Source organism: Bradyrhizobium sp. UFLA05-112, from assembly GCF_053572325.1.
The window spans coordinates 1-18,617 of record NZ_JBANBK010000005.1; the positions used below are offsets into that span (position 1 = coordinate 1).

The 18,617-nt window shown below is 63.8% G+C and carries 13 protein-coding genes; 12 read left to right on the forward strand and 1 reads right to left on the reverse strand.

Going from position 1 to position 18,617, the window contains the following annotated elements:
• Positions 1-300 precede the first annotated feature (300 nt).
• Positions 301-1,707: an MFS transporter gene (locus SO180_RS04325; protein WP_449377586.1), complete on the reverse strand. Its 1,407-nt coding sequence runs from the start codon at positions 1,705-1,707 to the stop codon at positions 301-303.
• Positions 1,708-1,956: 249 nt separating this feature from the next.
• Here SO180_RS04325 and SO180_RS04330 point away from each other — a divergent pair, with 249 nt between their 5' ends.
• The 12 genes from SO180_RS04330 to SO180_RS04385 all read left to right on the forward strand — a co-directional run bounded on the left by SO180_RS04330 (position 1,957) and on the right by SO180_RS04385 (position 18,607).
• Positions 1,957-3,198: an LLM class flavin-dependent oxidoreductase gene (locus tag SO180_RS04330; protein ID WP_449377587.1), complete on the forward strand. Its 1,242-nt coding sequence runs from the start codon at positions 1,957-1,959 to the stop codon at positions 3,196-3,198.
• 121 nt (positions 3,199-3,319) lie between these two features.
• Positions 3,320-4,696 carry a cytochrome P450 gene (locus tag SO180_RS04335; protein WP_449377588.1) on the forward strand — a complete coding sequence of 459 codons (1,377 nt, stop codon included), beginning with the start codon at positions 3,320-3,322 and terminating at the stop codon, positions 4,694-4,696.
• 390 nt (positions 4,697-5,086) lie between these two features.
• Entirely contained in the window at positions 5,087-6,049 is a 963-nt protein-coding gene (locus tag SO180_RS04340; RefSeq protein ID WP_449377589.1) for a sensor histidine kinase, read from the forward strand.
• A 221-nt stretch (positions 6,050-6,270) separates the two neighbouring features.
• Entirely contained in the window at positions 6,271-8,007 is a 1,737-nt protein-coding gene (locus SO180_RS04345; RefSeq protein ID WP_449377702.1) for a putative bifunctional diguanylate cyclase/phosphodiesterase, read from the forward strand.
• A gap of 294 nt (positions 8,008-8,301) precedes the next feature.
• Positions 8,302-9,735, forward strand: a complete 1,434-nt coding sequence (locus SO180_RS04350) for a sigma-54 interaction domain-containing protein (RefSeq protein ID WP_449377590.1) — start codon at positions 8,302-8,304, stop codon at positions 9,733-9,735.
• 198 nt (positions 9,736-9,933) lie between these two features.
• Complete coding sequence (locus SO180_RS04355) at positions 9,934-11,253, forward strand: MFS transporter (RefSeq protein ID WP_449377591.1); 1,320 nt, start codon at positions 9,934-9,936, stop codon at positions 11,251-11,253.
• 208 nt (positions 11,254-11,461) lie between these two features.
• Positions 11,462-13,513 carry an acyl CoA:acetate/3-ketoacid CoA transferase gene (locus SO180_RS04360; protein WP_449377592.1) on the forward strand — a complete coding sequence of 684 codons (2,052 nt, stop codon included), beginning with the start codon at positions 11,462-11,464 and terminating at the stop codon, positions 13,511-13,513.
• 118 nt (positions 13,514-13,631) lie between these two features.
• Positions 13,632-14,813, forward strand: coding sequence for a substrate-binding domain-containing protein (locus tag SO180_RS04365; RefSeq protein ID WP_449377703.1), 1,182 nt, complete (start codon positions 13,632-13,634; stop codon positions 14,811-14,813).
• A 224-nt stretch (positions 14,814-15,037) separates the two neighbouring features.
• Positions 15,038-15,814 (forward strand): ABC transporter ATP-binding protein, encoded by a 777-nt coding sequence (locus SO180_RS04370; RefSeq protein ID WP_449377593.1) that lies wholly within the window; start codon positions 15,038-15,040, stop codon positions 15,812-15,814.
• Positions 15,811-16,533: an ABC transporter ATP-binding protein gene (locus SO180_RS04375; protein ID WP_449377594.1), complete on the forward strand. Its 723-nt coding sequence runs from the start codon at positions 15,811-15,813 to the stop codon at positions 16,531-16,533. Before SO180_RS04370 ends, SO180_RS04375 begins: the two co-directional genes overlap by 4 nt.
• The gene (locus SO180_RS04380; RefSeq protein WP_449377595.1) at positions 16,530-17,540 is read left to right on the forward strand and encodes a branched-chain amino acid ABC transporter permease; all 1,011 of its coding nucleotides are present in this window, start codon (positions 16,530-16,532) and stop codon (positions 17,538-17,540) included. The genes SO180_RS04375 and SO180_RS04380 overlap by 4 nt, the downstream gene beginning before the upstream one ends.
• Positions 17,537-18,607: a branched-chain amino acid ABC transporter permease gene (locus SO180_RS04385; protein WP_449377596.1), complete on the forward strand. Its 1,071-nt coding sequence runs from the start codon at positions 17,537-17,539 to the stop codon at positions 18,605-18,607. The genes SO180_RS04380 and SO180_RS04385 overlap by 4 nt, the downstream gene beginning before the upstream one ends.
• The last annotated feature ends 10 nt before the right edge of the window (positions 18,608-18,617 follow it).

The window sequence follows — 18,617 nt, forward strand, 5'->3', positions numbered from 1 at the left end:
GTACGTACGCGAACATGCGCAGGTTTCCGGGATTAGAGCCGAATCCGGTGATCTCCGTCAGCGGACTGTGCTGGCCCGTGCCGCGCAAGTTTTCGGCAAAGCGCAGACCGTCCAGCTTTGGCAGACGTCTTAAGAGATCGACATTCCTGGTTAACGACACCGACAGCTCCTGATGGGGCAACTTCCAACGCCACCCCAAAACAGATAGTTGCTGCGACGCAAAATAAAAAGTCTGTGTGCCGTCAATCCCCGTGAATTAACGGGCAATTCGACTACGCAATCGACAACGTTGCCTAGAGTTCATGCGGGCGCGCGGCGCATCCATGTCAGAAATGCGACGCAGATCATGATTAACGTCGCAAACAGGGCGATCGCGACAAAAAAACCTGCACGCGATGAGTGCAACGATTCGACAGCAAAGAATACCGCACCGATTGCGGCGACACCGGCTGCATTCCCGATCTGAATGGTTGTGCCGTACATGCCGGATGCCGAGCCTGCCGCGACAGGCTTCACCGTCGAGAGCACGGCACCCGAGAGCGGCGCCATCACGAGACCCTGGCCATAGCCGAAGATGATCATGGTGAGCGCAAGCATGACCGGCGTCGGCGCATCGACAGAGAAGGCAAGAAGCGCGAGCGCCGCGAGACCCGCGGTCTGAAGCGCGCAGCCCTCGATCAGCACCTTGGTGCCACGATGCCGCGCCCGCACGCCGCTGTGGCGCGACGCCACGACGAAGGCGAACGCGAGCGGAATGAAGGCGCTGCCGGCCGCGAGCGGCGGAATCTTCAACCCCTTTTGCATGAACAGCGTCATGATCAGGTAGAAGGACAGATTGGCGAGAAAGAAAAAGAACGCGGCGCCAAGTCCGCGCAGGAAAGCAGAGTCCGACAACAGCGTGAGATCGATCAGCGGCATGCCGCCGCGCCGCGCCACGGCGTGCTCCAGGCGCAGGAAGAACGCGAGCATAGCGACTCCAATGGCCACCACGCCCCAGAGCCACGGCGCCCAGCCAGCATCGTGGCCGAACAGCAGCGGCCCGATCAGGCACAACAAGCCTGCGAACAAGACAAGACTGCCGGCGACGTCGAGCCGCGTGCCGACTCGTCGCGTGGCCTGTGGCATGATGCGCATCGCGGCGGCGATGATGAGGAGGCCGAACGGCACGTTGACGAAGAACACCGAGCGCCAGCCGGCATGCGCAAGGTCGATCGTCAAGAGCAGGCCGCCGAGCAGGAAGCCGGCGGCACCGGCGAGCCCCAGCACGATGCCATAGATGCCAAACGCGCGGTGGCGCGACCCGTCAGTAAATAGAAGATGCAACGTCGCCAATACTTGCGGCACCATCAGTGCCGCGGTTGCGCCTTGCGCCAGCCGCGCGATGATCAGCTCGGAAGCGGATTGCGCAAGCCCGCACCACAGCGAGGTCAGCGTGAAGCCGGCAACACCGGCCAGAAACACGTTCTTCGTGCCATGGATGTCGCCGAGCCGACCGCCCGTGACCACCAGCGTCGCATAGGCGATCAGGTAGATCGCAACCACGGATTCGATCTGCGCCGGCGTCGCATGCAGGTCGACCGCGATGGTCGGGATCGCGACGTTGACCACGAAGGCGTCGACGCCGAACATGAACTGCGCGGCCACCACGATCGCCAACACCCACCAGCGGCGACTTGAATCCAGCGGCTTTGCGACGATCCGATGCATTGGCACGCGCCCGTTTCGAATTTCTCTGGCCGGATGCTTTCAGATTGGATGCAGCGGAGCGATTACCTCCGAGGTAGGATTCGCGCACTCTTCCTTCCGCCTGCGGCAAGAGAGAAAAGAAGCACGGTCGCTCTCATCCCCGCACATAGCTGCATTCCGCCGCGCGGGAGACGGCGCGATTGCCTTCGCATGCGCGAGCACGTAGCTTCGCGGACCAAACAAACAGAAAATTCAGCCGGAGAGAACGCCATGGCGCGCCTGAAATTCGGAGCCTTTCTTGCCCCGCATCACCCGATCGGGGAGCATCCGATGCTCCAGTTCCGGCGCGATCTCGACCTCGTCGAGCAACTCGACGCGCTCGGCTATGACGAGTTCTGGTGCGGCGAGCATCATTCCTCCGGTTGGGAGATGATTGCGTCGCCAGAGATGTTCCTGGCAGCGGCCGGCGAGCGCAGCAAACGCATCAGGCTCGGCACCGGCGTCGTCTCGCTGCCCTATCACCATCCGTTCAACGTCGCCCAGCGCATGGTGCAGCTCGACCACATGACCGGCGGACGCGCGATCTTCGGCTCCGGCCCCGGCGCGCTCGCATCCGACGCACATACGCTCGGCATCGACCCGATGACGCAGCGCGACCGTCAGGACGAGGCGATCGCCATTATCCGCCGCCTCTTCAATGGCGAGCGCGTCACTGCCAAGAGTGATTGGTTCACGATGAACGACGCCGCGCTCCAGCTCCTGCCGCTCCAGGAGGAGATGCCGTTCGTGGTGGCCTCGCAGATCTCACCCTCCGGCATGACGCTCGCCGGCAAATATGGCATCGGCATCATCTCGCTTGGCTCGATGACGACGCAGGGCCTGATGTCGCTGCGTCAGCAATGGGAATTCGCCGAGGATGCCGCGAAAAAGCACGGCACCAAGGTCGATCGCGCCGACTGGCGCGTGCTGCTCACCTGGCACATCGCCGAAACCCGCGAGCAGGCCCGCCGCGAGGCCGGCGCCGGGCTGATGCGCTGGCACAACGAATATAATGTCGGCACGCTGCAACGGCCGGGCCTGACCGCGTTCTCCTCGCCGGACGAGGCCGTGGACAAGACCGCCTTCGTCGACGGCGCGGCCTCCACCATCGGCACGCCCTATGATCTCGTGAATACCATCAAGAACGTGATGGAGGTGTCCGGCGGCGTCGGCGCCATCATCGGCTTCGTGCACGACTGGGCCAATCCGGAAGCCACGCGCCGGAGCTGGGACATGGTCGCGCGCTATGTGGTGCCCGAGATCAACGGCTACATCGACGGACTTCGCAGGTCGCAAAAATTCGTGATCGAGAACCGTGCGATCTTCGAGCGCGCGGGCCAGGCGGTGATGGCCAAGATCATGGAGAACGAGAAGGCCGCCGAGGCCCTGAAGCAGACCGGCCCCGGCCGCGTCGCGATCCCCGCCGTCAACGCGCCGGATTTGCAGAAGGAGGCGGCGAAAAGGCAGGCCTAGGGTCCGCGGCATTCGCTTGCGAACGCCGTCACATCGGTTCCGCCCCAACTGTGCTATGCTGACTGCGTAGCCGGCCGCGTGGTCGCACGATCCCGTTCGGTCAACAACCGGAGCCAACGCCATGTCGATGCAGAGTGTGGCCTCGCCCGCGATCAGCTGGACCGCCCCCAGGCGCAACGAGCTCAAGCACATTCCGGGTGACGAGGGCTGGCCGATCATCGGCAAGACGCTCCAGGTGCTGGCCGACCCCAAGGGGCACATCGAGGCGGCCGGGGCGAAATATGGGCCGGTCTATCGCACCCACATTTTCGGCGAGACCAATGTCGTGCTGCTCGGGCCCGAAGCAAACGAGCTCGTGCTGTTCGACCAGCAAAAGCTGTTCTCCTCGACCCATGGCTGGAACAAGGTGCTCGGCCTGTTGTTTCCACGCGGCCTGATGCTGCTCGATTTCGACGAGCACCGCCTGCACCGCAAGGCGCTGTCGGTCGCCTTCAAGTCCGGGCCGATGAAGTCCTATCTCAGCGATCTCGACAAGGGCATCGCGGCGCGAGTGGCGCAGTGGAAGACGAAGCCGGGCGTGATGCAGATCTATCCGGCGATGAAGCAGCTCACGCTCGATCTCGCCGCGACGTCGTTCCTCGGCGCCGATATCGGGCCGGAGGTCGACGAAATCAACCGCGCCTTCGTCGACATGGTGGCGGCCGCCGTCACCCCGATCCGCCGCCCCCTGCCGGGCACGCAGATGGCGCGCGGCGTGAACGGGCGCAAGCGGATCGTCGCCTTTTTCAGGGAGCAGATTCCGCTGCGCCGCGCCAGGCAAGGCGGCGAGGACCTGTTCTCGCAGCTCTGCCACGCCACCCATGAGGATGGCGCGCTGCTCTCCGAGCAGGACATCATCGACCATATGAGCTTCCTGATGATGGCCGCGCATGACACGCTGACCTCGTCACTGACGTCCTTCATCGGCGAGCTCGCGGCGCATCCGGAATGGCAAAGCAGGCTGCGCGACGAGGTTACGGCGCTAAAACTGTCGGCTGGCGCGCCGACGAGCTTCGACGATCTCGAAAAGATGCCGCTGTCGGAGATGGCGTTCAAGGAGGCGCTGCGGATCAAGCCGCCGGTGCCGTCGATGCCGCGCCGCGCGATGCGCGACTTCACGTTCAAGGGGTTTACGATTCCGGCCGGCACGGCGGTCGGCGTCAATCCGCTCTATACCCATCACATGAAGGACATCTGGCCGGAGCCGGATCATTTCGATCCCTTACGCTTCACCGAGGAGGCGCAGCGCAACCGTCACCGCTTCGCCTGGATACCCTTTGGCGGCGGCGCGCATATGTGCCTCGGCCTGCACTTCGCCTACATGCAGGCGAAATGCTTTGCGCGGCACTTCTTGCAGAATCTCGAGGTATCGCTGGAGCCGGGCTACAAGCCGGACTGGCAGATGTGGCCGATCCCGAAGCCGCGCGACGGATTGCGGGTTGTGGTGAAGGCGGTGTGACATCGTCGAGATCGTAGGGTGGGCAAAGCGAAGCGTGCCCACCACGTCTGTCGCAATCGTGGAGAGATGGTGGGCACGACGCGCGAAGAGCGCGTCTTTGCCCACCCTACGAATCCCGCCCTGCCTCGCCTTCCGGTATACGCCACCTCGCGATCACAATTTTGGCACCTTCAGCGACAAAGACTTCTGCTGGTCGCTCCAGCCTGCCCATGGGATGTTCCTGTCTTCGAATGCTTCAAGGCCAATCGACCGGCACTGCGCGGTGTCGTCGTTCCAAGGGCCAATAGTCCCGCCTGCCAATGCCGGGGCAAGCTATGCTTGCGCAGGCGGCCTGTGCAGCGCCTTCATTTGCAGCCCGCCTTCCGAGTTCGCTTTGCGGTTGAACGGCAGATGATGAAACTGGTCGACGAATTCCGGAAAGGCTGGCTCGGCATCTCGCCGCCTTCGCTGGCGCTCAGCGTCGGCTTTGCGACGATCTGTCTCGTGCTCGCGACGCTGGTGCGCTGGGGCCTCGCCCAGGTGCGGCCGGACATCTTCTTCACGCCGTATTTTCCGGCCGTGTTCTTTGCCGCCGCATTCGGGGGCCTGCGCATCGGCGTCATCACCGCGCTGATCGGCGGCGTGCTTGGCGTCAGCCTGAATTTCGGCGATGCCCATGCCGACACCGCGCGCTTCGTCCTGCTCGTGCTGTACTGGGCCGTCACCGCGCTCACGATCTGGGGCGTCGAGCACTACCGCTCACTGCTCATCGAGCAGCGGCGGATCTCCAAGCGCCTTATCGAGGAAGAGGATTATCGCAAGCTCCTGGTCGACGAATTGCAGCACCGGCTGAAGAACAAGCTCTCGACCGTGCACGCGGTGCTGCATCAGGTGCTGCATGACCAGCCGCAGGTCTGGGCCCGCGTCGATCCGCGGCTGCGGTCGCTGGCGGCAACTGACGATCTGATCGCGCGCGTCGACAATTCCGGCTGCGACATACGCGACCTCCTGATTTCCGAGCTCGGCCCTTACGGCCATGTCCGCTTCTCGCTGAACGGCGAGCGGCTGTTCCTGCCGGCAAAGCTTGCGGTCACGCTGTCACTGATGTTTCACGAGCTCGCCACCAATGCGAGCAAATATGGTGCGTTTTCTGCACCACGCGGCCTGTTGCAGGTGTCCTGGACCGTCTCCGACGATCGTCTCACCATCACGTGGGACGAAACGGAAGGACCCAGCGTCGACAAGGTCTCGGCACCGGGCTTCGGCACCAAATTGTTGAAATCGGCGCTAATCGCCTTCGACGGCAAGACCGAGATCTCATACCTGAAGAGCGGCGTTCATTGCATCATGCAATGTCGCATTCCCAAATCCTGACACTTTGGCGGCAAAGCCAAAGCAGTCCGCGCGCATTCCTCGCGGTTTCGCAGGTGCCGTTGATACTCTGTTAATGACGATGGGTGCCGCGCGTGCCGGCGCGAACAGGTTGTGGAAACCACGCCTGTATTTCTGCGTATCCCTTAACCAAAACTAAGAGGGACTTCGGCAAGATCGCGCCATTACAAAGCCGCGCCCGAACAACAAGATTCATGAATTCTATGGACGACAGCAAATACTGCGGCGCGACTGATGCCGAGCTCGGATTTCTCAAGGAAATCGTTAGAATGCTGCCTGCCGGCGTGACCGTGCAGGACGCGCGCGGCGACCTCATTCTGGTTAACGATGCCGCCGCCCGCCATCTCGGCATGGATGGCAACCGGCCCACACCGGACCTGGCGCAGCGCCGCCAGGCCTGCCAGCAGGCGATGCGGGGCGGCCAGCCGGTGGTGGCCGAGGAATCCGTCCATGATGGCACCGCGCGCCAGGTCCTGCTCACCACCCATCGTCCGGTCCGCCTTGCCGGCCGCGATCTCCTCATCTCCACCTCCTCCGACATCACCGAGCAGAAGAATTTCGAGGACCAGCTGTTTCGCTCGGCCTATTTCGACGAGCTCACCGGCCTGCCCTCCCGGCGCGTGATCGAGCACCGCGCCAACGGCATTTTGGCGCGCGAGCACAGCGGCGAACGTTTCGCACTCGCCTTTCTCGACATCGATAATTTCAAGCACATCAACGACTATTACGGTCATTCGGTCGGCGATGCGCTGCTGGTTGAGCTATCGAAGCGGCTCGGCCGCGACTTGCGCGAAACCGACATGCTGTCGCGGATCTCGGGCGACGAATTCCTGCTGCTGCTCTCGCCGATCAAGAGCGAGGAGGAGGTCGCCGAATTTATCCAGGCGACGCTGAAACGCCTCACCGCGCCCTTCTTCATCGACTCTTCCGAGATCTTCGCCTCCACCTCGGTCGGCGTCAGCCTCTATCCCGATCACGGCCGCTCCTTCGAGGTGCTGCGTCAAAATGCCGACATCGCGATGTACCGCATCAAGAACGACGGCAAGGGCTCCGCCGCGTTCTTCGATTCCGGCATGGAGCGCGAGGCGCTCGCGCGCATGAAGATCGAGCAGTCGCTGCGGCTCGCCATTCTCGAGAAGCGTTTCTGCTGCGCTTTCCAATCCAAGGTCGACATCCGCACGCAGGCGGTGAAGGGCATCGAGGCCTTGGTGCGCCTGCGCGACGACGAGGGCGTGATCCAGGCACCGGGCTCGTTCATCAACCTCGCGGTCGAGCTCGGGCTGATCGACGAGCTCACCCATCTCGTGCTGGCCGAGATCGTGCGGTCGATCGACCTGATCAACGACACCTTTGGCGCGGAAGCCAGCATCAGCATCAACATCGCCGCCAAGCAGGCGGGCAATCCCGAATTCATGCGCTCTTTTGCGCGGGCGCTGGACGAGACCGGCTTTCCGAAACGCTTCATGATCGAAGTGACGGAGGACGCCTTCGTCGCCACGAATCTTTTTCAGTCCGAGATCCTGCCGATGTTCCGCAAGCTTGGCGTCGGCATCTCCATCGACGATTTTGGCATCGGCTACTCCTCGCTTTCGGCTCTCGCCGACATCACGGCCGACGAGCTCAAGATCGACCGCTCCTTCATCACCGACATCCATAAGCGCCCGCGCAGCCAGGGCATCTTGCGCGCGATCGAATCCTTGAGCGAGGCGCTGGGCATGACAGTCATCGCGGAAGGCCTCGAATCCTATGAGGAGCTGGCCTATCTCCAGGCCGCGACCAAGATCCGCTATGCGCAGGGCTATTACTTCGCCCGGCCGATCTTCCTGGAGGAGCTGAAGCTCGCAACGCCCGCGGCCAGCGAAGCGCGCGTCAGCACCGCAAGCCGCCCGGCGCAGCAGAACCGCCAGGGCTATTCGCGCGCGAGCGGATACCGGCGATAGGGTCGGCGCTGGTGCAACATTCTCAGTGTCGTCCCGGCGAAGGCCGGGACCCACAACCCCAGGAAGGAGTCGTGGCGCGAGCTGGTAACCACGAGTCTTCGCCAAACCACTTCCTGTGGTAATCGCGACGAGCGCAGAGCGCTCGCGCGGAGGTCCTGGATTTGCGCTCCGCTTCGCTGCGCTTGTCCAGGACGACGTGCTGGACGAGTTTTCGCCCTTTGAAATTGCTGGCCTTTTGCTAAGAAGCAGGCGAACGTCCGGGCTTGCCTCGCTTGGCAGCCACCGAGGTACGCCATGTCCGCCTCCGTCGTCAGCGATTCCGCCTATATTCGCGCCCGCGCCATGGAGACGCTGTTCGAGCGGCTGGAGCATCTCTGCGAGGGTGCCATTGCGATCGATCGCAGCGGGCGCGTGGTCTATGTCAACGAGAAATACGTCACCGCGATCGGCCTTTCGCACGAGTCCGAGGCGCTCGGACGTCCGATCGAGGAGATCATTCCCAACAGCCTGATGCGGCGGGTGGTGGAGACCGGCGAGCCGATCATCCTCGACATCATGGAGCTCGGCGGCGAGCAGCTCGTCGTCACCCGCATGCCGATCGAGGACGAGCGCGGCAACATCATCGGCGCCATCGGCTTCGTGCTCTATGACCGCCTCGAGGGCCTGAAGCCGCTGCTCGCGCGTGTCACTCAGCTCGAGAGCGATCTGCGACTGGCGCGGCGGCAATTGTCGCATGTCCGCGCCGCACGCTTCACTTTTGCCGATTACGTCGGCGCGACGCCAGGCATCGCACAGGCCAAGGAGCTGGCGGCGCGCGCCGCGCGGCAGAACGTCACCGTGCTGCTGACCGGCGAGACCGGGACGGGCAAGGAGATGCTGGCGCAGGCCATCCACAACGCCTCCTCCCGCGCCGAAAAGCCGTTCGTCAGCGTCAACGTCGCCGCCATTCCCGACACGCTGATCGAGTCGGAATTCTTCGGGACAGTGCCGGGCGCCTATACCGGGGCCGACCGCAAGGGCCGCGAGGGAAAATTCCGCATCGCCGATGGCGGCACGCTGTTCCTCGACGAGATCGGCGAGATGCCGCTGCAGCTCCAGGCCAAGCTGCTCCGCGTGCTGCAGGAGCGCGAGATCGAGCCGCTCGGCTCCGACAAGGTCACCAAGATCGACGTGCGCGTGGTCGCCGCGACCAATGTGGATCTGCACAAGCGTGTCAGCGACGGCGCGTTCCGCGCCGATCTCTATTACCGGCTCAACGTGCTCTCGATCGGCCTGCCGCCCTTGCGCGACTGTCTCGGCGATCTTCCTGACATCTGCGCGCGACTGCTCGAGGACATCAGTGCGACCGGCGACTACGTCAACGCGAAGATCACACCGAGCGCGCTCGCCGCGCTTGCCCGCTACGACTGGCCCGGCAACGTCCGCGAGCTCCGCAATATTCTGGAGCGCGCGCTGATCCTGAGCGACTCGGGACGGCTGACCGGCGAGGATTTTGCCCGCATCCTGCCCGTCGGGGACACCAGACCTGTGGCGCAGGTCCGCACGGGCGGCACCATCGTCCCCTATGCCGAAGCGGAAGCCGAGTTCGAGAAGCACACGCTCGAGCAGGCGCTCGCCGCCAGCAACGGCCAGATCTCGGAAGCCGCAAAGATGCTCCAGATCTCGCGCGCGACCTTCTACAAGAAGCTCGCCAAGTTCGGCCTCGCCTCGGGACCGGCTTCCGTCTGAGTTTCGAGACTGAAAGTGTCCGGAGTCTCAGACTCCGGACACTGCGCACCGCGCTCCCTTCCCGTCGCCGATGCGCGAATTGCCGGGTTTTCAGCCACTTTGCCCACAACCGCCGCATCTGGCGCGGAGCTTGCTTTTCGCTCTGCACAAAGACGCATGTTGCAAGTGCGCGCTTGGCAAAAACAGGGAGAACCCAAGATGAGTGGAGCGATCACAGTCAATCAGCTTCAGGCAAAGCAGCCATCGCACGTCACCGTCGCCACTGCGAGCCTGATCGGCACGGCGATCGAATGGTACGATTTCTTCCTCTACGGCACCGCCGCCGCGCTGATCTTCAACAAGCTGTTCTTTCCGACCTTCGACCCCATGATGGGCACGCTGCTGGCGTTTGCGACCTATGCGCTCGGCTTCATCGCGCGCCCGCTCGGCGGCGTCGTGTTCGGCCACTACGGCGACAAGATCGGCCGCAAGACCATGCTCTATCTGACGCTTCTGATCATGGGCGCTGCGACCGCGGCAATCGGCTTCCTGCCGACCTATGAGACCGCCGGCATCTGGGCCGCGATCCTGCTCGTCGCCTGCCGCCTGATCCAGGGCTTTGGCTTAGGCGGCGAATGGGGCGGCGCCGTGCTGATGGCGGTCGAGCACGCGCCCGAGGACAAGAAGGGCTTTTACGGGAGCTGGCCGCAGCTCGGGGCGCCGCTTGGCCTGGTGCTCGGCACGCTGGTGTTCTCGGTCGTCTCGTCGATGCTGACCGACGCGCAGCTCTATGCCTGGGGCTGGCGCATCCCGTTTCTGTTCTCGATCGCGCTGGTGCTGGTCGGCCTATGGATCCGCTTCACCATCGCGGAATCGCCGGAGTTCCAGAAGGTCAAGGACACCAAGCAGGAAGTGAAGATGCCGATCCTCGAGGCGATCCGGATGTATCCGAAGAACATTCTGCTCGCGATGGGCGCGCGCTTCGCCGAGAACGGCTTCTTCTACATCTATGCAACCTTCGTGCTCGCCTATGCGACGCAATCGCTCGGCATGAACAAGCAGGACATGCTGAACGGCGTTCTGATCGCGGCCGCGATCGAGACGTTCACGATCCCTGCGTTCGGCGCGCTCTCCGACCGCGTCGGGCGGCGGCCGGTTTACATCTTCGGCGCGGTCTTTTCCGCGCTGATGTCGTTCCCGCTGTTCATGCTGCTGTCGACCAAGAATCCGCAAGCCGCCTGGATCGCGATCGTGCTGGGTCTCGCCGTCGGACATGCGGCGATGTACGGCCCGCAGGCGAGCTTCCTGTCGGAGCTGTTCGGCACCAAGGTGCGCTATAGCGGCGTCTCGCTCGGCTACAATCTCGCCTCGATCTTCGCCGGTGCGCTGTCGCCGCTGATCGCGACCGGTCTGATGACGGCCTATGCGCCGGCAACCTGGCCGATCTCACTGTACATGATCGTGCTCGCGATCATCACCATTGTGTCGGTCTACTTCGCCACCGAAACACGCAAAACAGCTCAGGCCTGGGCGGCCTGAGCCTCGTCTAGCGCCGCAGGGAGCGGCCTGTTCGAGGGTCGCTCCCCGCGATAAGATCGACCAAAGCGCGATGAGATTAGGTAGAATCGTCATCGCGCTTTAGGTTGTTGTTTGAGCATGATCTTTCCGGAAAACCGCTTCACACTTCTCCGGATCATGCTTTAGAGCAACAATAACGGCATGCGGTCCAGGGATCGGGAGAAACGCCGTGAGCCAGCACCCAGCTCTGCCTTACCTACGCAATTCCGAGAAGGGCAAGATCGTCACGGCGGCGGAAGCCGTCATGCTGATCCGCGACGGCGACACGGTCGCCACCGGCGGCTTCGTCGGCATCGGCTTTGCCGAGGAGATTGCGATTGCGCTGGAGGAGCTCTATCTCTCCAACGAGGGCGATGCGCCCTATACGCAAGGCAAACCGCAGAATCTGACGCTGGTCTATGCGGCGGGCCAGGGCGACGGCAAGCATCGCGGCCTCAACCATTTCGCGCATGAGGGCCTGGTCCGCCGCGTGATCGGCGGGCATTGGGGACTTGCCCCCAAATTGCAGCAGCTCGCAATCGCGGGCCAGATCGAGGCCTACAACCTGCCACAGGGCGTCATCACGCATCTGTTCCGCGACATCGCCGCGCACCGTCCCGGCCACATCACCCGCGTCGGCATGGGCACCTTCGTCGACCCCCGCAACGGCGGCGGCAAGCTGAACGCGCGCACCACCGAGGACATGGTGGAGCTGATCAAGATCGGCGGCGAGGAGTGCCTGCTGTACAGGACGTTTCCGATCCATGTCGGGATCATTCGCGCCACCACCGGCGATCCCGACGGCAACCTGACCATGGAGAAGGAGGCGCTGACGCTTGAAGCGCTCGCCATCGCTATGGCCGCGCATAATTCCGGCGGCATCGTCATCGCCCAGGTCGAGCGGGTCGCCGAAAGCGGCAGCCTCAATCCGCGCCAGGTCAAGATCCCCGGCATCCTCGTCGACTGCGTCGTGGTGGCAAAGCCCGAGCACCATTGGCAGACTTTTGGCACGCAATATAACCCGGCCTTCTCGGGCGAGATCAGGGTGCGTGCCACGTCGCTCCCCGCAATGCCAATGAACGAGCGCAAGATCATCGCCCGCCGCGCCGCCTTCGAATTGAAGGCCAACAGCGTCGTCAATCTCGGCATCGGCATGCCCGAGGGAATCGCCTCGATTGCCAACGAGGAGCGGATCATCGATCTCATCACGCTGACGGCCGAGCCCGGCGTGATCGGCGGCATCCCCGCCAGCGGAATCGACTTTGGCGCGGCGATCAACACGCAGGCCGTGATCGACCAGCCCTACCAGTTCGATTTCTACGACGGCGGCGGGCTCGATGCGGCTTTCCTCGGCCTTGCCCAGGTCGATCGTGCCGGCAATCTCAATGTCAGCAAGTTCGGACCGAAGCTTGCCGGCGCCGGCGGCTTCATCAACATCAGCCAGAACGCCAAGGAGGTCGTGTTCGTCGGCACCTTCGGCGCGGGCAAGCAGGCCATTGCGGTCAGCGACGGCAGGCTGTCGATCGTCCAGGAAGCGAAGTCGCGCAAGTTCGTGGACCATGTCGAGCACGTCACCTTCAGCGGCGTCGTGTCGGCGGCGCGTGGGCAGCGCGTGCTCTATGTCACCGAGCGCTGCGTCTTCAGCTTACGACCCGACGGCCTCGAGCTCGTCGAGGTCGCCCCCGGCATCGATATCGAGCGCGACATCCTGCGCCTGATGGACTTCAAGCCGCTGATCCCGCGCGACCCCGCCCCGATGGACGCGCGCATTTTCCGCGACGATCTGATGGAGCTGCGCGAACGGCTTCTGACGATCCCGCTCGACCAGCGCTTCACGCTGGACGAGCAGCAGAACCTGTTCTTCGTCAACCTGGAACGCTATCCCCTGCGCAGCAAGGCCGATATCGACGCCATCGCGCGGATCGTCGAGGCCAGGCTCGCCCCGCTCGGCCGCCGGGTCTACGCCATCGTCAACTACGACAACTTCTCGATCCTCCCCGAGCTGATGGACGACTACTCGGCCATGGTCCGCAGCCTCGTCGACCGCTTCTATTCCGGCGTGTCGCGCTATACGACTTCAGGGTTCCTGCGCATCAAGCTCGGCGAGGCCTTGGAGAAGCGCGGCGTAGCACCGCACATCTTCGAGAGCGCAGCCGAAGCGCAGTCGGACTGGCGGCAGATCGAAGGGACGGACGGACGCGATGACGGCGCGTCACGCGGCGCGCGGCAGGCTCAAAAATGATGCAGGCCTTGCATGCGCGATTTCAGGCGGAAGGTTGAATTGCAATGTTCGCCGCGCTGTGCAAATCGCTGTTGCCCAACAAAATCAATCAGGAGGGACCATCTTGCGTTTACCAGTCATAATAACAACAACCATAGCAACAACGATTTTTGGCCTCGCCGCAGCCACCGCCGCGCGCGCAGATGACCTGAAGATCGCGCTGATCTACGGCAAGACCGGTCCGCTGGAGGCCTATGCCAAGCAGACCGAGACCGGCCTGCAAATGGGTTTTGAATACGCCACCAAGGGCACCATGACGCTCGACGGTCGCAAGATCGTCATCATCACCAAGGACGACCAGGGCAAGCCGGACCTTGCCAAGGCCGCGCTCGCCGAAGCCTATCAGGACGACAAGGTCGATATCGCGATCGGCACGACGTCGTCGGCCGCGGCGCTGGCGATCCTGCCCGTTGCCGAAGAGAACAAGAAGATTCTGATCGTCGAGCCTGCCGTCGCGGACCAGATTACCGGCGAGAAGTGGAATCGCTACATCTTCCGCACCGCGCGCAACTCCTCGCAGGACGCGATCTCCAACGCGGTCGCGATCGGCAAGCAGGGCGTCACCGTTGCGACGCTGGCTCAGGACTATGCCTTCGGCCGCGACGGCGTCGCCGCCTTCAAGGAGGCGCTGGCCAAGACCGGCGCGACGTTAGCTGCCGAAGAATATGCCCCGACCTCGACCACCGACTTCACCGCGGTCGGCCAGCGTCTGTTCGACGCGCTAAAGGACAAGCCGGGCCGCAAGGTGATCTGGGTGATCTGGGCGGGCGCCGGCAATCCGCTGGCCAAGCTCCAGGACATGGATCCGAAACGCTACGGCATCGAGCTCTCGACCGGCGGCAACATCCTGCCGGCGCTCGCGGCATACAAGGCGCTGCCGGGCATGGAAGGCGCGACCTATTACTACTATGACATCCCGAAGAACCCGGTGAACGACTGGCTGGTGGCCGAGCACCAGAAGCGCTTCAACGCGCCGCCGGACTTCTTCACCGCGGGTGGCTTTGCCGCTGCGATGTCCGTCGTCGCCGCCGTCACCAAGGCGAAGTCGACCGACACCGAGAAGCTGATCACGGCGATGGAAGGCATGGAATTCGACACGCCGAAGGGCAAGATGGTGTTCCGCAAAGAAGACCATCAGGCGCTCCAGAGCATGTATCACTTCAAGGTCAAGGTCGATCCGAACGTTGCCTGGGCCATCCTCGAGCCGGTGCGCGAGCTGAAGATCGAGGACATGAACGTTCCGATCCGCAACAAGCGCTGAGCTTCTTTCTTCACCTCCCCCGCTTGCGGGGGAGGCCGGGTGGGGGCTCTTTCCTCTTGGGGGTTCTCGCCTGCGGAGACACCCTCTCCCGTAGCCGACGCTCCGCATCGGCGTCCTTTTCTAGAACGGCGGCCGCAGGCCGCCTATGCCTCCCCCGCAAGCGGGGGAGGGTGCGCAGTATGATCCGCGGTTAGATCCTCATCTCATCATTCGCCAGACTGCCAATGACGCTGACCCTTGAAACCCGCGACCTCACCATCCGCTTCGGCGGCCATGTCGCGGTCAACAACGTCACCTGTAGCTTCCGCCCGGGCGAGCTCACCGCCATCGTCGGACCGAACGGCGCCGGCAAGACCACCTATTTCAACCTGATCTCGGGCCAGTTGCGCGCGACGAGCGGCAGCATTTTGTTCGACGGTACCGACATCACCGAGCATTCCGCGCCGCTGCGCACCCGCGCCGGCCTCGGCCGCGCGTTCCAGCTCACAAACCTGTTTCCGAACCTGACGGTGGAAGAGAATGTCCGCCTCGCCGTGCAGGCGGCGAACGGCACGCATTACGAGATGCTGCGGCCCTGGATGGTGCGGCGTGACCTGATCACGCGCGCGGACGGCATCCTCGATCAGGTCGCGCTCGGCGGCCGCCGCGGCGTCGCCGCGACCGCACTGTCGCACGGCGACCAGCGCAAGCTCGAGGTCGCGCTGATGATCGCGCTGGAGCCGAAAGTGTTCATGTTCGACGAGCCGACCGCAGGCATGAGCATCGACGAGGTGCCCGTCGTTCTCAATCTCATCGCACAGCTCAAGCAGGACAGCAGCAAGATCATCCTCCTGGTCGAGCACAAGATGGACGTGGTGCGTTCGCTCGCCGACCGCATCATCGTGCTGCACAACGGACAACTCGTTGCCGATGGTCCGCCGGCCGAGGTGATCGCTTCCCCCATCGTGCAGGAAGCCTATCTCGGCGTCGCACCCAAGAAAGCTGCAGAGGGCGCAGCATGACCGACCTACTGACACTGTCCGGCGTGCACACCCATATCGGCCGCTATCACATCCTCCAGGGCATCGACCTCGTGGTCCCTCAGGGGCAGACCACCATGCTGCTCGGGCGCAACGGCGCCGGCAAGACCACGACGCTGCGCACCATCATGGGCCTGTGGCAGGCCTCCAGCGGCGAGATCAGCCTCGCCGGCGCGCGCATCGAGGGCCGCGCCACGCCCGACATCGCCCGGCTCGGCGTCGGCTACGTACCGGAGAGCATGGCGGTGTTCTCCGACCTCACGGTGAGGGAGAACCTGGTGCTGGCGGCGCGCGACGGCCCGCTCGACGACGCCCAGCTCGATTGGATTTTTGGCTTCTTCCCGGCGCTGCGCCGCTTCTGGCTGTCGCGCGCCGGCAGTCTCTCCGGCGGGCAGAAGCAGATGCTCTCGATTGCGCGGGCCATCATCGAGCCGCGCAAGCTCTTGCTGATCGACGAGCCGACCAAGGGGCTGGCGCCCGCGATCGTCATGGCGCTGATCGAGTGCCTGAAGGAGATCAAGCGCAAGGGCGCGACGATTCTCCTGGTCGAACAGAACTTCTTTGCCGCCCGCGAGCTCGGCGACAGCGTGCTGGTCATGGACAACGGCAAAATCGTCCATCGCGGCGAGATGGCGGCGCTCGCCGCCGACGTGCCGCTCCAGGAGCGGCTGCTCGGCCTGAGCCTAGAGGCACATCAATGACCGACCTTGCCGCAACCGATCCGCTGCCGAAGCCGAAACGCGACATCGCGCCGATCCTGCTGCCGATTGCGCTCGCACTCGCCGTGATTCCCTTCGTCGGCTCGACCAGCTCCTGGCTCACTCTGACTGCCGCGAGCCTCGCCATGGGCATGATGATCTTCATCATGGCCTCGGGGCTCACGCTGGTGTTCGGCCTGATGGACGTGCTCAATTTCGGCCACGGCGCCTTCATCGCGGTCGGCGCCTATGTGGCGACCCTGATCCTGCTGCCGTTCGCGGCCGCGATGCAGGCGGATTCGCTCTGGCTAAACCTTGCGGTGCTTGCGCCGGCCGCGCTGCTCTCGATGGCGGTGTCCGGCGCGCTCGGCCTCGTCGTCGAACGCGTGCTGATCCTCCCCGTCTACGGCCAGCACCTGAAGCAGATTTTGATGACGACCGGCGGCCTGATCGTCGCCGAGCAGACGCTTTATGCCGTGTGGGGCCCGCAGATCATCCCGCTGCCGCTGCCGACCTCGCTACGCGGCTCCTTCATCATCGGCGACGTCGCGATCGCGAAATACCGCCTGCTTGCGATGCTGGTCGGCCTCGTCGTCTTCATCGCGATCCAGCTCGTGCTCAACCGCAGCAAGCTCGGGCTCCTGATCCGCGCCGGCGTCGAGAACCGCGAGATGGTGGAGGCGCTCGGCTATCGTATCCGCCGCCTGTTCCTCGGCGTGTTCATGACGGGATCGGCCCTCGCCGGCCTCGGCGGCGTGATGTGGGCGCTCTATCGCGAGCAGGTTCACGCCTCCATGAGCGACGACCTCACCGTGCTGATCTTCATTGTCGTCATCATTGGCGGGTTAGGTTCGATCGGCGGCTGCTTCATCGGCGCACTTCTGGTCGCCATGGTCGCAAATTACGGCGGCTTCCTGGTGCCGAAACTCGCACTCGTCTCTAACATCCTACTGATGGTCGCCGTTCTGATGTGGCGGCCGCGCGGCCTCTATGCGGTGACCAGCCGATGATGATCCTGTCAGGCGACCCGCCGCGGAGCCGCGTTCTCACCCTCACTCTCCTCGTCATCATCCTGGCGCTGGCGGCAACGCCCTATTTGTTTCCGGGCGCCAAGGCGATGAACGTGGCGGCCAAGATCTGCATCTTCGCTGCGCTGGTCGCCTCCTATGACCTCCTGCTCGGCTACACCGGCACGGTGTCGTTCGCCCACACCATGTTCTACGGCATCGGTAGCTACGCGATCGCGATCGCGCTCTATTCGATGGGGCCCAATTGGGGTGCGGTGGCAACCGGCATCGTCATCGGCCTGCCCCTTGCGGCGCTGCTGGCGCTTGCGATCGGGCTGTTCTCGCTTAGGGTCGCGGCGATCTTCTTTGCAATGATCACGCTTGCGGTCGCCTCCGCTTTCCAGGTGTTGGCCTCGCAGCTCTCCTGGCTGACCGGCGGCGAGGACGGGCGGAGCTTTCAACTGCCGGAGCTACTGCGGCCTGGCACCGTGCTGATCCCAAAGAGCCTTGCAGGTTTCGAGTTCAACGGCCGGACCCTGACCTTCTATCTCGTCTTCGTTGCGTCGGCCCTGATGATCCTCGCGCTGCTGCGAGTCGTGAACTCTCCGTTCGGCCGCGTGCTCCAGGCGATCCGCGAGAACCGGTTTCGCGCCGAGGCACTCGGCTACCGCACCGTATTCCACCTCACCTATGCCAATTGCCTGGCTGCGCTGGTTGCCGCCAGCGCCGGCATCCTCAACGCTCTGTGGCTACGCTACGCCGGCCCCGACACCTCGCTGAGCTTCTCGATCATGCTGGATATTCTCCTGATGGTCGTGATCGGCGGCATGGGCACGATCTACGGCGCGATCATCGGCGCGACGATCTTCATCCTTGCGCAGAACTATCTGCAATCGTTGATGGGCGTTGCCTCGAAGGCAGCAGCCGACGCCGGCCTGCCGCTGCTGCCAGGCCTGTTGCACCCGGATCGCTGGCTGCTGTGGCTCGGACTGCTCTTCATTGCCAGCGTCTACTTCTTTCCGACCGGCGTGGTCGGACGTCTGCGCAATGCCGGCGCCAAGAAGACGTGACGCCTCACGC